This is a genomic window from Mesorhizobium sp. M0615, assembly GCF_040320805.1.
In the GTDB taxonomy this organism is placed as follows: domain Bacteria; phylum Pseudomonadota; class Alphaproteobacteria; order Rhizobiales; family Rhizobiaceae; genus Mesorhizobium.
This window is the reverse complement of sequence record NZ_JAMYQI010000015.1, coordinates 110,407-124,102: the sequence shown is the minus strand read 5'-3', so window position 1 is coordinate 124,102 and position 13,696 is coordinate 110,407. Positions and strand designations below refer to the sequence as shown.

The 13,696-nt window shown below is 59.5% G+C and carries 13 protein-coding genes and 1 pseudogene; 1 reads left to right on the top strand and 13 read right to left on the bottom strand.

Going from position 1 to position 13,696, the window contains the following annotated elements; all coding sequences use genetic code 11:
• Nucleotides 1–137: 137 nt before the first annotated feature.
• From NKI46_RS25135 to NKI46_RS25075, 13 genes and pseudogenes are all read right to left on the bottom strand, one after another.
• Complete coding sequence (locus tag NKI46_RS25135; RefSeq protein WP_031253480.1) at nucleotides 138–2,126, bottom strand: nucleoside-diphosphate sugar epimerase/dehydratase; 1,989 nt, start codon at nucleotides 2,124–2,126, stop codon at nucleotides 138–140.
• 230 nt (nucleotides 2,127–2,356) lie between these two features.
• Nucleotides 2,357–2,758, bottom strand: coding sequence for a sulfatase/phosphatase domain-containing protein (locus tag NKI46_RS25130; protein ID WP_031253479.1), 402 nt, complete (start codon nucleotides 2,756–2,758; stop codon nucleotides 2,357–2,359).
• A pseudogene (locus tag NKI46_RS25125) lies at nucleotides 2,755–3,504 on the bottom strand (sulfatase-like hydrolase/transferase); the annotation flags it as partial. The gene NKI46_RS25130 and the pseudogene NKI46_RS25125, both read right to left, overlap by 4 nt.
• Before the next feature lie 219 nt (nucleotides 3,505–3,723).
• Entirely contained in the window at nucleotides 3,724–4,377 is a 654-nt protein-coding gene (locus NKI46_RS25120) for a sulfotransferase domain-containing protein (protein ID WP_352459694.1), read from the bottom strand.
• Between the two features lie 102 nt (nucleotides 4,378–4,479).
• Nucleotides 4,480–5,019: a sulfotransferase gene (locus NKI46_RS25115; RefSeq protein ID WP_352609110.1), complete on the bottom strand. Its 540-nt coding sequence runs from the start codon at nucleotides 5,017–5,019 to the stop codon at nucleotides 4,480–4,482.
• A 208-nt stretch (nucleotides 5,020–5,227) separates the two neighbouring features.
• Nucleotides 5,228–6,697 carry a rhamnosyltransferase WsaF family glycosyltransferase gene (locus tag NKI46_RS25110; RefSeq protein WP_023738510.1) on the bottom strand — a complete coding sequence of 490 codons (1,470 nt, stop codon included), beginning with the start codon at nucleotides 6,695–6,697 and terminating at the stop codon, nucleotides 5,228–5,230.
• Nucleotides 6,697–7,422 carry an ABC transporter ATP-binding protein gene (locus NKI46_RS25105; protein ID WP_023687183.1) on the bottom strand — a complete coding sequence of 242 codons (726 nt, stop codon included), beginning with the start codon at nucleotides 7,420–7,422 and terminating at the stop codon, nucleotides 6,697–6,699. The genes NKI46_RS25110 and NKI46_RS25105 overlap by 1 nt, the downstream gene beginning before the upstream one ends.
• A gap of 36 nt (nucleotides 7,423–7,458) precedes the next feature.
• Nucleotides 7,459–8,193 carry an ABC transporter permease gene (locus NKI46_RS25100; protein ID WP_245260410.1) on the bottom strand — a complete coding sequence of 245 codons (735 nt, stop codon included), beginning with the start codon at nucleotides 8,191–8,193 and terminating at the stop codon, nucleotides 7,459–7,461.
• Nucleotides 8,194–8,317: 124 nt separating this feature from the next.
• On the bottom strand, nucleotides 8,318–9,247 hold the full coding sequence (gene rfbD, locus NKI46_RS25095) for a dTDP-4-dehydrorhamnose reductase (RefSeq protein ID WP_023738508.1): 930 nt from the start codon (nucleotides 9,245–9,247) through the stop codon (nucleotides 8,318–8,320).
• Nucleotides 9,244–10,338: a dTDP-glucose 4,6-dehydratase gene (rfbB, locus tag NKI46_RS25090; protein WP_023738507.1), complete on the bottom strand. Its 1,095-nt coding sequence runs from the start codon at nucleotides 10,336–10,338 to the stop codon at nucleotides 9,244–9,246. Before rfbB ends, rfbD begins: the two co-directional genes overlap by 4 nt.
• Before the next feature lie 25 nt (nucleotides 10,339–10,363).
• Nucleotides 10,364–10,918, bottom strand: coding sequence for a dTDP-4-dehydrorhamnose 3,5-epimerase (gene rfbC / locus NKI46_RS25085; protein ID WP_352748318.1), 555 nt, complete (start codon nucleotides 10,916–10,918; stop codon nucleotides 10,364–10,366).
• Nucleotide 10,919: 1 nt separating this feature from the next.
• Nucleotides 10,920–11,801 carry a glucose-1-phosphate thymidylyltransferase RfbA gene (gene rfbA / locus NKI46_RS25080; protein ID WP_023687178.1) on the bottom strand — a complete coding sequence of 294 codons (882 nt, stop codon included), beginning with the start codon at nucleotides 11,799–11,801 and terminating at the stop codon, nucleotides 10,920–10,922.
• A 272-nt stretch (nucleotides 11,802–12,073) separates the two neighbouring features.
• Complete coding sequence (locus NKI46_RS25075) at nucleotides 12,074–12,667, bottom strand: biotin transporter BioY (protein ID WP_023684601.1); 594 nt, start codon at nucleotides 12,665–12,667, stop codon at nucleotides 12,074–12,076.
• A gap of 117 nt (nucleotides 12,668–12,784) precedes the next feature.
• Here NKI46_RS25075 and NKI46_RS25070 point away from each other — a divergent pair, with 117 nt between their 5' ends.
• Nucleotides 12,785–13,693, top strand: coding sequence for an MBL fold metallo-hydrolase (locus NKI46_RS25070; protein WP_352748315.1), 909 nt, complete (start codon nucleotides 12,785–12,787; stop codon nucleotides 13,691–13,693).
• Nucleotides 13,694–13,696 lie beyond the last annotated feature (3 nt).

Sequence of the window (13,696 nt, the reverse complement as noted above, 5' to 3'; positions counted from 1 at the left end):
GTTCAAAATCATCTGCAAACGCCTGGGAACGGCCATCGGATCGGTTTCAATAGCCAATCCCGGTCGATCAGGACAGGCTCTTTGTTTTGACGCAATCCCGGACGGAAAACCGCTCCACACTTTTTCTGGAACTTGCTCTAACCAGCTTGCCCGACTGTTTTCGCAACGGTTTCCCGGCGTGCGTCACTTGGAGGCTCTTCCGCCTGATAGAGGCCGGCCATGACGGCGAGCGCCGAGGCCTTGTCCTGATCGCGCATGGCCGCCTGCAGCAATGTCAGCGCCGCCTGGACCTTGGGCCATCCCACGACATCGGTCCTGAGGCCGAAGATCTTGGGGATATCCAGCGCGACGATCTCCTCATTGCCGCCATGCAGCACCTCGTGAAGCTTCTCGCCCGGCCTGATCCCGGTGAAACGGATCGGAATGTCGGTGTAGGGGCTTTTGCCGGCCATGCGGATCATGGTTTCAGCGACTTCGAGGATCGGCACCGGCTTGCCCATGTCGAGCATGTAGATGGCGTAGTCGTCCTTGCCCTGGCGCCGCTCGGCGTCGGCCGCCGACATGATGACGAGGTCGACGGCTTCGGCCACCGTCATGAAGTAGCGGGTCATGCGGCGATCGGTGATGGTGACCGGACCGCCGGCCTCGATCTGCGCCTGGAAGATGGTGGCGACCGAGCCATTGGAGCCGAAGACATTGCCGAACCGCACGGCGATGAACTTGGTGCCGGAGCGACGGCCGCTGGGCCCGGTGGCGTGCGTTTCGTGCAGCGAAGAGACGATCTGCTCGGCGGCGCGTTTCGTCATACCGAGCACCGAGGTCGGATCGACCGCCTTATCGCTGGAAATCAGCAGGAACTGCGGCACCCCGCATTTAGCGGCAACCTCGGCGCAGACGAGGGTGCCCAAAATGTTGGTCTGGATCGCCGATTCCCAATTTTCTTCGAGCAGCGGCACATGTTTGAGCGCGGCGGCATGGAAGATGATGTCGGGCTTGAAATCGCTGACGACGCGGGTGATCTGGCGCCGGTCTGTGACATCGACGATGCGGCTCTTGAGCCGGACATGGTCCTTTTCGTCAACCTGCTGGTCGAGCTGGAAAATACCGAACTCCGAGATATCGGCGACCAGAACCGCCTGCGCGCCAAGTTCCAGCGACCGCTTGACCAGGATGCGACCGATTGAGCCGGCGCCGCCGGTGACCAGGACGCGCTTGCCACCGATAAAGCCGCCGATCCGCTCCATATCGGAAGCAACTGTGGAGCGGCGCAGGATGGTTTCCATCTCGACAGCGTCGAGTACCAGCTTTCCGCCTTGGCCGAGCTCCGAAACGCCGGAGAATTGGACGACGGCGATACCGCTGTGACGGGCGACACGGACCAGTTCCGAATATTCCTCGATCTCGCGTTCGGTGCCATTGCCGAAAATCAGCATGTCGAGGCTTTTGGTGCCTCTTGCATATTCTTCGAGGACCTCGACCAGGCGGGGCCGCACGGCCACCACCGGAACGCCCTGTATCTGCGTGCCCAACGGCGCGCCGTTCTCGATGGCCATGATGCCGGCGATGGAATATTCGGCCGGCTCGGCCGTGCGTGTGAAGCGGATGATGACGTCTGCTTCGCCAAGCCTGCCGACGAACAGCGCTTGTTTGATCGCCGCATTGTTTGCGTTGCGGCTCAGGATTCGCCAGCTCGCCCCGTCGCGCAGGAACCGGTAATAGAGCCGAGGCGCCGATATGATGGTGAAGGAGACGAGGAAAAAGACGATGAACTGGCGCTCGTTGAGGCCGGTCACCGGCTGAAACGATCGAACCGCCAGCGAGACGACATAGAGCGTGACGGTCAGGATGGCGCAGCTCTTCAGGATGTTGAAGAAGTCCGGCGTGGAGGCGAAACGCCACACGGTGTTGTAGAGGCCGCAATAGCGAAACAGCATATGGCTGAGAAAAACAATACTTGCCCAGCACGCCAGGCCGGCCGTGGAGAGCGCGTCGAATGAAAGTCTCGACTGAGAAAGCCCCAGACTCAGCGCCACCGCGACCAGGACCATGACCAGATCCTGGATCATTATAATGGCGCGCCGCATCTTCGGCCGAAGTCCGGACACGACCTCTACATAGGATGTCATTGGGTAGTACTGAACTCCAGGCGCAAGGACTTGGACACTAACGTAGTGCGAGAGCGACGGAAACCCGTCACCGATCACCTGTTTAGAGTGCCAATCCCCAGCCCCGCCGCTTTGTATCGCATAGCGTGGAGTTGTAGTCATCGCCAGATATTTTTTTGGAAATTCCCTTGGCTGACCTTCAATCCAGACGATCGGGCGGGAGGCGCGCACCGAGATCCATGCGCATTTGCTCAAAGCGGGCGCCGCCGGCCAGATTGTTCCACCTCATAGGGGTCGGCGCTCAAATCATAGAGTTCTTCCGACAAGTCGGAGTAGCGCGTGTAGCGCCAGCGGCTTGACCGCACAGAATGATTGCCGCGCAACCATGTCATGATCGCACAATGGTCTTCCATTTTGCCACCCCGCGCCAAAGGCATGAGTGAACGGACGTCTATGTCCGCCGGTGGCTCGAACCCGCAAAGATCAAGAAGCGTAGGAAACAAGTTGACCAGACTGACTGGCTGGTCGACGCGAGCCGATGTCGCCATACCTCGTGGCGGCACCAGAATGAAGGGCAATCGCGTTGCTTCCTCCCACAGCACGAATTTCCGCCAGTGCAGCTTGTCGCCCAGGTGGAACCCGTTGTGCGTCAAGCACACGTCCAATCTGAGTGTCGCAGTAGGAGATGGCCCCGAGATAGGCCTTGGACGGCGTTGCGCCATTGCCCGTGGTTCAGGACGGTCTCGTGGTCAGGCGGCGACAGAGCCCAAGCCTTTGCGATGGCGGGAACGTCGTCAAGGTCGTCATTCTTGACAAAGGGCAGGCTGACCTTGTCGAGAGGATAAAGATCAAGGAATGGTTGCGGTACGTACCAGGGCAAATGCGGCTTGTAGAAACCCGTCGCGCAAAGGAATGGCTGCTCGTGCGGTTTTTGCAGGAAGGCGCAAACCGCGTCCGCAGTCTTGAAATCGGGCATCTCCGGCTCGCGAGCGGATTCGATGGCGCCCCAATCGAAGTGATGATTTATCGACGCTACGTTCGGGAAATCATCAAAATCAAACATGCGGTTGAGCGGCCGATGCAACGGCATCGGCTCGGCGGCGGTCGTATGGAATTCGTCCCACAAGGCTGGGCGGTTCTCGATGTCGCTCCATCTTGCCGACGGCGTCCTGTTGCGCCCTGCATCGGCGTAGTCGAAACTGCCATGGAACACTTTCCCCGCACCCATGCAGAAATACCCGGCCTCGCGCAGGCGCTCGAGCAGTGTGACCCTGCGCAGCGGCGCCTCCCAGAATGGCTCGTTCTGATAGACACCCGTTGTCGTCGGCAGGCATCCGGTAAACACGGACATCCGGCTGGCATTGCAATAGGGCGCCGTGCAGTAGGCGCGCAGAAACGTCGTTCCACGCGACGCGTGTCAGGCGTCTTGACGTCCGGATGGCGGCCCAACGGCGCAATCCAGGAATTGAGGTCGTCAGCCACGATGAAGAGGATGTTGGGTCGCTCCATCAGCCTTCTACCGCCAAGCCCGAATCAATAGTCGGCCAGTCGGAAACCGACAGCCCCGAAAGTCGGGAGAATTCGACGATGTCATCGTAAAAAATCTCGCGCAAATAGGTTACGCCTCCGGTCGAAGCTCGTTCTCACATCGTCTCCCAAGATGATCTGTTCGCGGAGCAAGGGGGAGAAACGGTTGGATGGAAAGGAACCCAGCAACGGCATCCAGCGTAGGTTGGTGATCCCTCAACAAATCCAGTGAACGCAGGAGCAGAACGTTCTCCCTCGGGAACAAGGCAAATAGCCGGCGTAGTTGGCGTGCGTAAAAGCCCCGTTCGACACAGCTATACACACGCCATGCCGGATCGGTCTGATCCAACCCCTTTAGTCGCCAGCGGCCTTGCCGGATCGCCAGGTGAAAAGGCAGATGCTCCGACCGGTTACCGGTCTCCATACGCCATTGCGACCACGCTCGCTCGATCGGATCGCGAAAAATGAAGACAAGCTTCATTGCGGGATTGTATCGCTTTATCCGTTCCAGCGATGGCGGCCAGAAGAGATAGATCGGGGTCACGTCAAATCCGATGCCTCTCCCAGCATCGTCGGAAAAAAAGCTTCCCAATTTGCGATAGTCCGGCTCCGTCCAGTTCTGCGTCTCGTCGTCAAAGAAATGCATCTCCTTAACGGACGGCGTCGCCAGCTGTGGGTGTTGCCTGAGATAGCCGAACAGGCTGGTCGTGCCGGACTTCTGCACCCCACCAACGATGAAACCCAACACAGGCTGGTCCAATGCATGCGCCCCCATGCCAAGGTTACGTCCTTGTCACCACTGTCTCTCGCCCCCCGACGAAAGTGCCCGGCAAGCCATCAAGGAAGCCTAGACAGCGGCGTTTGCCAAGTCCAGTTGCTGATAATCCCGCCCGGAAGCGAACTGCTTGATGAAATCACGCTGTCTTTCGCTGGGGGGGTCAAGTCCAATAAAATCTGCGATCTCGCACAACAGTAACTCCGGGTTCAACAGCGAACGCTCATAGCTTACAAGGAGCGTCGGCCACTGCAATCGCTGCAGCAATTCCCAATATCTGCTGTACCTGATCAGCGCCAGGTCATAGGCTTGCTCGATCGAGGACTGCATCTGCTTGACTTCGGACTGGGCGACCGCAGCCATGTCGCGGTTGACGAACACGATGAACGGGTTCCTCACGACCTCCGCTATCGCCCCGAGGTAAAGATCGGCAGACGGATCTTTCCAACCCCATAGATCATTGGCATCATTTCTCGCCTCGATGATCTCTTCCAGCTTCTTCAAGCCATTATCTGCCGAACCATCGATCAGGCGGCCATCGATGTCCCGACCCTGGGCCGCATAAACGAGCTCCATATCCTCATGGATGATGGAAGCGGGTGACGATCCCATGGGCACACCCAGGATTATGGCCGCACCGGCGACGAGGCTTGTGCCGCCCCGGCCACATCCGACCACTATCAGGGTTCGTGGCCCCCGCGGCAACGCGAGTCTGACCGCCTTGTGTGATGTAGCCATCGCCACCGTCTTACGCTCCTAGTGTCCCAATGTTCGCAGTCGCCCCGATCGCGGCGCCGGCAATCGAAAAAATTCATGACGGTTATTGTTTGCCGGTTGCTGCTTTTTCCGCGCGAACCTGCAGGCGACGCTTGAAGAAATTCAGATGTTTGGCAGTGAGCGACTGGTCCCAATCCCGCGGATACTTCATTGCCTTGGCAAATCTGTACCTCTGCTCCAGGTCGCCGCTCCTCGACTTTGCCAGCTCCAAAGCTGAAACGATTTCATTCAATTCCGAAGCAGCCGGGATGATATTTCCGCTGAGGCCCTTCAAATAATCATCAGTTTTTGTCTTGAAGGTATTTGTCACAACGACACAGCCGGATCCGGCCAGATCCATCGGGATCATGCTCGGATGCGGAGAAGCCATCAGCGTGAGACAGATATCAAAACCCGAGACCTCCTCGATGTATTTGCTGAGGTCCATCCTTGGCAACGAAACCGATCGAACCCCGGGCTGCAACTCGACAACACCTTCTCCCAAGCCCATGCCCACGCAATCCCATTCCTCGGGGTCGAAAATGCCCCGCCTGAAGGCCGTCGTAAGAGCTAACGCTGTAAGTTCGAACATATTCCGATCCACCACCGGCCGAGAATAGAAGACGATCGTCCTCTTTTTCTTTGCAAGATTGCGTTGGATGAACATGTCCTTGGGCAGGAGATTGGACGAGCAGGCGTTGTTGAAAAACGTATGCGACATGCCGCGAGACCTTATGCCGCCGACATCATTCGAAATGAAGAACTTCATAAGGCTTTCGCTTGAAAATATCGCGTCGTAGTCCATCGCGTATGTACGATCTGCAACGGCATATAGACTATTTGCTGGATAAAATACAGCCTCATAGTCCTGTATCAGGTATATAAACTTCTTGCTCTCTGTGCGCGCTGTAATCTTCTCTGCAAAATAGGCTGAATACCAAACGGTCGCCACGGCATAGTCGAAGCGCGATATAGCAAGCGGTTTCCGCCTCTCGCCGATATACTCGACTTCGAGTTCGTCGAAGACACCCTCCATACCGGGGTATTTCAAAACCTTTTCTCTGAAGTCGGCGATATTGAAATAGAAATTATCAAATAGGACGAGGCGAACATTGATACCCGTCTTGCGCAAGAACAGCGCCATCTGGAAGACGCCGAAGAACCCGGCCGAGATCGATTTGAAGTCGAAAGCAGGAACCAGGACATTGATCGTCTGCGGCCGGCGCTCATCTATCTCGACGTCCGGCATGTCGTAGATTCGATTCAGCCGCAGGTTCAAGAACTCGTGATCATAGACATGGTTTGGCGGAGCGACCGCCGGGACGAGCGGCAGCTGCGACAGGTAGGACAGTTGCAGGTCGGAGAGGAAGCCAAGGCGGTGCGCCGCCGACATGCACCAATAGGCAAGCCTGCCCCTATAGCTTTGCAGGGGAACGTCGGGGTCGAAGACCTTATGGTAGGATTGTTTCAAATCCTGGTGCCCGAAGATTCGGGCGCCGGCGCCGGCGAGCGTTGCAGTCAGCTGACGACGCATTAGCCAAAGGTCTCCTCTCTCACGACGCGACCTTTCTCGAGAAACACCGCGGAACTGCACATCGACCGGATCAGGGCATCGGAATGCGATGCCAGCACGACGATGGCGGCATTGTTGAGCCAATGCTCCATTCTCTCTCTGGCCTTCTTTTGAAATGACGCGTCGCCCGTGCCCAGCCCTTCGTCAAGAAGCACGATATCGGTCGGATATGCGGTGACAACCGAAAACGACAGCCGTGTCTGCATGCCGGACGAGTAGGTGCGTACCGGCAAATTTATGAAATCGCCCAGTTCCGAGAACTCGATAATCGATTCGGTCTGGCGCTCGATTTCACGGGGGGCGATACCGGTCATGAGGCTCTGAAGCCGGATGAACTCTCGGCCCGTGAGTTCGGGAGATAAACCCATGGAGGGCGTTATCAGAACGGCCGAGTCCCCGTTGATGACAGCTGTCCCGCTGGTGGGTTTGAGAATGCCTGCCAAGACGCGCAACAGTGTCGTCTTGCCAGCACCGTTGTGCCCGCTCAGCCCCAGCCGGGTGCCGGGTTTAAGATCGAGCGACACGCCATCGAGAGCCGCGACTTCGAAACGGCCGGAGTCACCGGCCAGCAAACGCCCGCCCGTGGTGAAACGGAGCGCGGCTTGCTTGAGAGAACGATTTGCCGGAGCGGACCAGACCGGAATTCGGACGGTGACGTCGCTCAGATGAATGGATGGCGGTGACATGGGGCTTCCAATACAATTGTGTGACGGCGTCAGAATTCAAAGCCAGTACGGAATTCGGTGCTCCGTCCTTCGATAGAGAAGATAGGCGGCGATGCTCCCCACGCCGGCAATAATGGCGGACACGAGCACGCTCATGTAGTCGGTGCCGTCGCTCATCAGTGGAGTTCGCGCTGCATCGATGATGTAGGCGACAGGATTGTAGACCAGGAACGGAGAGCTGGTAGGGAGAACCTTTGCCGTCCAGATAATCGGCGAAAGCATGAACAGAAGCTGCATAACGGCAGCGGTGATCAGCGGAACGTCTCTGTATCGCACAGAAACAATCGCTACGATGGTCGATATCCAGGCGGCATGGGCAGCCAACAGCGCGGTTCCGACGATGAACATTGGTATGTTCAAGCCGGAGTTCGGATAGGCAATAATTAGAGTTATGAGTATAATTAGCACATTGTGCATCAATATTATTATGTTCTTAGAGACACAACGAAATATGCATGAGGCCGGCGAGATCTTCGTATTTAGAAGAAGATCGTGAGATCCAATTAAAGTTTCCGAACCTTCAATTATTGCTCCAGATAGGAATTGCCACAAGACTACACTCGTAGCCAAGTGATGTATGAACTCCCTGATAGGCTGCTTAAACAAGACAGCATATAGAAGCCCAACTGAAAGGGCAAATATTGCCGTGTTCAGCGTAATCCAGAAAGGCCCGAAAGTCGAATTTCGGTAACGAAGCCGTATGTCAAACTGCGCGAGCCGAAGCCAAACCATTGATACACCCGACATTATGATACTTCCTTCAGTGTAACTTGCTCAGGCTTGGTAATTTCCGCGACAGGCATGAAGGCGCCGCGATATGGCGACTCGGCCGACATAAAGATAGCGACAAGCTGTTTCATCGCTTAACAGACACAATCGCTACGTCTTTCCATGCTGCCGGCTGGGCTTGCAAGATGCGGCGCACCACAAGCCCCGTCGATTGCTGCCACCCCTGTGCCTCCGATCCGAATGCGGCTGTGAATTTTTGCGTCGAAAGACGCGAATTAGCCGGGCGACGCGCTTTGGTCGGGTAGTCGCGCGCCGTAATATCCCGTACCGCAGCATACGGCCCGCCATGTGACAGGCTTGCCTCCAGAATGTGGCGTGCAAAGCCGCTCCAGTTGACGTCTCCGGCTCCGGCGAGATGGTAGATCCCATAGCCGTCGAAGCTGTCGTCGCCGCGCAACACCGCCGCCGCATGCAGGATCGCGTCGGCAATATCAAGTGCGGATGTCGGATTTCCCCATTGGTCGGCGACCACGGCGATCTCGCCGCGGTCGCCGGCCAGCCGCAGCATGGTTTTCACGAAATTCTTGCCGAACGGGCTGTAGACCCAGGCGGTGCGCAGGATCAGATGGCGCGGATTGACGGCGGCCACGGCCAGCTCGCCGGCAAGCTTGGAGGCGCCGTAGACGCCGAGCGGTGCGGTGGCGTCGGTCTCGACATAGGCGCCGTCCTTGGTGCCATCGAAGACGTAGTCGGTCGACAGATGGATTACGGGCACGCCGAGCTTCGCGGCCGCCTCGGCGACCTTGCCGGCGCCGACGGCGTTCACAGCGAAGGCAAGATCGGGCTCGTCCTCGGCCTGGTCGACGGCGGTGTAGGCGGCAGCCGACACCACGATATCCGGCCGCGCTGCCGCGAGTGCGTCGAAGACCGTATCGGGCCGCGCCAGATCGAGCACTGGGCGGCCGAGGGTGACGACCTCGATGCCATCGCGCCTCTGCCCGGCCTCCAGCAGGCTGCTGGCGACCTGACCGTCGCGTCCGGTGACAACTAGTCTCACGCCGCGCCCTTCCTGCCTTCGACATGGCCCCGGGGCTGGACTTGCCCCAGCCGTTCGCCGGCATAGCGCTGCTCGCGGATCGGCCCCCACCACCATTTGTTGTCGAGGAACCAGTCGACGGTTCTTGCAAGGCCGCTGTCGAAACTCTCCGCCGGCGCCCAGCCGAGATCCCGGCTGATCTTGGAGGCGTCGATGGCATAGCGGCGGTCATGGCCGGGCCGATCGGTGACGAAGCTGATAAGATCGCGGTAGCTCCGGCCCCCGCTGCGCGGACGCCTGATATCGAGCAGGCCGCAGATCGTCTCGACGACGCCAAGGTTGGTACGCTCGGAATTGCCGCCGACATTGTAACTTTCGCCTGGCTGGCCCTTTGTGGCGACCAGTTCCAGAGCGCGCGCATGATCCTCGACGAACAGCCAGTCGCGCACGTTGGCGCCGACGCCGTAGACCGGCAGCGACTTTTCATCGAGCGCGTTGAGGATCACCAGAGGGATCAGCTTTTCGGGAAAGTGATACGGGCCGTAATTGTTCGAGCAGTTGGAGAGCACCACCGGCAGGCCGTACGTCTCGTGCCAGGCCCGCACCAGATGGTCCGACGCCGCCTTGGTGGCAGAATAGGGCGAGGACGGCGCGTAAGGCGTTTCCTCGACGAACATGCCGCCGTCGAAAGGCAGATCGCCGAACACCTCATCGGTCGACACATGGTGGAAGCGGAAGCGGGCTTTCCTGTCGTCGCCAAGGCCACGCCAATATTCGAGCGCCGAATTCAGCACCCGGTAGGTGCCGACGATGTTGGTCTCGATGAAGGCGCCCGGTCCGTCGATCGAGCGGTCGACATGGCTTTCGGCGGCGAGGTTCATGACGACGTCGATCTCGTCGCGGTGGAGGATGTCGAGAACCGCCCGCTCGTCACAGATGTCGGCCTGCGCAAATTTGTAGTTGTGCGCATTCTCGATGGTGCGCAGCGAGGCGAGATTGCCGGCATAGGTAAGCTTGTCGAGATTGGTCACATGGTAGGCCGGATTGGCGCACAAATGCCGGCACACGGCCGAGCCGATGAAGCCGGCACCGCCTGTCACCAGAAAATTCATGGCGCTCTCCTCACATCGTCGCGCGTCATGCGAACACCTCGGCCTCAGCAAGCGCCGACGCCTTGAGGTCCTTGGCCGAGAGCTCGAAGGCGCCGGCCGGCGACGGCCAATCGATGCCGATATCAGGATCGTCGAAACGGATCGATCGATCATGCGCCGGCGAATAGGTGTCGGTGACCTTATACAGAACCTCGGTGTCCGGCACGAGCGTGACGAAACCGTGCGCGAAACCCTTCGGCACGAGGATCTGGTTGCCTCTCTCGGCCGATATTTCGAGCGCGACCCATTTTCCGAAGGTTTTCGAGCTGCGGCGGACGTCGACCGCCACGTCGAGAATCTTGCCTCGGATCACACGCAGCAACTTGTCCTGCGCGCGTGGAGGCAGTTGATAGTGAAGCCCCCGCACGACACCTGCGGCAGCCGAATAGGAATGATTGTCCTGGACGAAACGCAGATCGATGCCGGCCTCGGCAAAGGCCTCGGCATTCCAGGTTTCGATGAAATAACCGCGCGCATCGCCGTGCCGCTTCGGCACGATTTCCAGCACGCCGTCCAAACCGAGCTGCCTGACTTCCAGCACTCTATGTCTCCGTCAGCTCGGCGACACGCCGGCGCAGATAGGCGGCGTATTCGTTCTTGCCCAGGCGCGTGGCGCGCTCAAGCACCTTGTCGGCGGTCAGCCAGCCCTGCTCGAAAGCGATTTCTTCAGGACAGGCGACCTTGATCCCCTGGCGGTGCTCGATCGTGCGCACGAAGGAAGAGGCTTCATGCAGGCTGTCATGCGTGCCGGTGTCGAGCCAGGCATAGCCGCGGCCGAGTTGATGCACGTGCAATTTCCCGCGCTCGAGATAGACGTTGTTGACCGCCGTGATCTCGAGTTCGCCACGCGCCGAGGGCTTGATCGTCGACGCGATGTCGACGACCTCATTGTCGTAGAAATAGAGGCCGGTGACCGCCCAGTTGGACTTCGGCTCCCGCGGCTTCTCCTCGATCGTCAAAGCCGTGCCGCTGAGCTTGTCGAACGACACCACGCCGTAGCGCTGCGGGTCCTCGACATGGTAGGCGAACACCGACGCGCCGCTTTGGCGCTGCGCAGCAGTGCGGCAGAGCTGCGACAGGCCCTCGCCGAAATAGATGTTGTCGCCGAGAATCATCGACACATTATCCTTGCCGATGAAGTCGCGGCCGATGATGAAGGCCTCGGCAAGCCCGTTGGGCTGCGCCTGCTCGGCATAGGAGAATTCGACCCCGAATTCCGAACCGTCGCCCAGCAACTCCCGAAACACCGGCAAGTCGCGAGGTGTCGAAATGATCAAAATCTGGCGGATACCGGCGAGCATCAAGACGCTCAGCGGATAAAAAATCATCGGCTTGTCGTATATCGGCAGAATCTGCTTAGAGATCGCTAATGTAAGGGGATACAGACGCGTCCCGCTGCCTCCTGCAAGGATTATTCCCTTCAACAAGCTCTCCTTGAATTACCGGCCCCCGCCTCGAAATCAAGTTGCCCGTGCTTAGGTTTCGCGCAATGGCTTGTCAATTCAATCTCGGCCGTGGATCGGCGCCAGAATTGCTCCGCATCTGCAGCCTCGCGGCAATTTGACCGACCAGGCACAAGCTGACGATGCAAATGGGCGTGGCGATTTGGCAACCGGCTTGCACCATCGGCTGGCGGACGCGTGACAACAAAAAGCCGGCGGGCCCCGGGCCCGCCGGCTCATTCATTTGTCCGGTTTCAGGGCTGCTTGGGCAGCAGCGACCATACCGCCGGCACCAGGCTGGCGGCGAGCGCAACCTTGATCAGGTCGCCGAGGACGAACGGCAAAACGCCGAACTGCCACGCCTTTTCCGCGCCGATGAGGGTGGCCAGCCAGGCAAAGCCCATGGCCATCATGACGATTTCGGCGACCAGCATGGCGTTGAACAACTTGATCGGGTGGCGGTCCCAGCCGCGGTCGGCGGCCCAGCCGACAATGGCCGCCATCACGACGAAGCCGGCGAGATAACCGCCGGTGCCGCCGATCATGTAGGCGATGCCGATGCCCTTTTCAGGCGTGCTTTGGAAGACCGGGAAGCCCATGGCGCCTTCGGCCATGTAGAGAAGCAGGGTAGCGACGCCAAGCCGCAGGCCAAATGCGGTGGCGATCAGCAGGACGGCCAGCGTCTGCATCGAGATGTCGACCGGCCCGAGCACGACTTTCGTCTTGGCCGACAGGGTCAAAAGCAGCGTTCCGGCGATCGCCAGCAAAAGCTGGGTTGCCAGGCGCTGCGCGCCCTCCTGGGGCAAAGCGAGAGAAACAAGCGGGCGCATCGTCGTTGCAAGTGCCATGGTCTTCCCCAATCCGGATTGCCGCAGATCGCGGCCTTGCGTTTTTCTATATTGGCTTCCGTGTTATGCGGCAATCAGTTTTGCCGTCCTCCTGAACAGAGGTTCAACGACACCGCCATGGCGCTCAAATTCGACACCAGCTTCGATCCCGCCTATGGCCGGGGCGTCACCGTCGCGCTCGAGGTCTTGCGCGTCACCGCCAAAAACCCCAGCCCATTCACCTTTCACGGCACAAACAGCTACATTGTCGGCCGCGATACGCTGGCGGTGATCGATCCCGGCCCCGATGACGAGGCGCATTTCCAGACGCTGCTCAACGTGATCGCAAACCGGCCGGTGAGCCATATTTTCGTCAGCCACACGCATCGCGACCATTCTCCGCTGGCCGCCTGGCTGAAAGCGCACACCGGTGCCGCCGTGCTGGCCGAAGGCCCGCACCGCCCGGCAAGGCCGCTGCGGATCGGCGAGATCAATCCGCTCGACGCCAGCGCCGACACCGGTTTCGTGCCGGATGTCACTTTGCCCGACGATACGCTGGTCGAGGGCGATGGCTGGACGATCCGGACGGTGCTGACGCCGGGCCACACCGCCAATCACGCGGCATTTGCGCTCGAAGGCACCGGCATCCTGTTTTCGGCCGACCATGTGATGGCGTGGGCGACGTCGATCGTGGCGCCGCCGGACGGCGCGATGGCCGACTACATGGCCTCGCTGGATAAATTGATCGCGCGCGGCGACCGCCTGCTGCTGCCCGGCCATGGCGGCCCGGTGAATGCGCCGCGCAGCTTCATGCGCGGGCTGAAGACTCACCGCAAGATGCGCGAACGGGCGATCCTCGAACGGATCCGGGGCGGCGACCGGACAATCCCGGACATGGTCAAGGCGATCTACCGGGACACCGACCCACGCCTGCATGGCGCCGCCGGTCTGTCGGTGCTTGCCCATCTCGAAGACCTGGTGGCGCGCGGCCTGATTGCCACCCAGGGTGACCCGGCCATCGACGGCGTCTTTGTGCCGGTGGGGTAGAGA

Coding starts and splice junctions, on each gene's coding strand:
- NKI46_RS25135 (WP_031253480.1), bottom strand. CDS start 2,126: ATGACATCCTATGTAGAGGTCGTGTCCGGACTTCGGCCGAAGATGCGG.
- NKI46_RS25115 (WP_352609110.1), bottom strand. CDS start 5,019: ATGGGATCGTCACCCGCTTCCATCATCCATGAGGATATGGAGCTCGTT.
- NKI46_RS25110 (WP_023738510.1), bottom strand. CDS start 6,697: ATGCGTCGTCAGCTGACTGCAACGCTCGCCGGCGCCGGCGCCCGAATC.
- NKI46_RS25105 (WP_023687183.1), bottom strand. CDS start 7,422: ATGTCACCGCCATCCATTCATCTGAGCGACGTCACCGTCCGAATTCCG.
- NKI46_RS25100 (WP_245260410.1), bottom strand. CDS start 8,193: ATGGTTTGGCTTCGGCTCGCGCAGTTTGACATACGGCTTCGTTACCGA.
- rfbB (WP_023738507.1), bottom strand. CDS start 10,338: ATGAATTTTCTGGTGACAGGCGGTGCCGGCTTCATCGGCTCGGCCGTG.
- NKI46_RS25075 (WP_023684601.1), bottom strand. CDS start 12,667: ATGGCACTTGCAACGACGATGCGCCCGCTTGTTTCTCTCGCTTTGCCC.
- NKI46_RS25070 (WP_352748315.1), top strand. CDS start 12,785: ATGGCGCTCAAATTCGACACCAGCTTCGATCCCGCCTATGGCCGGGGC.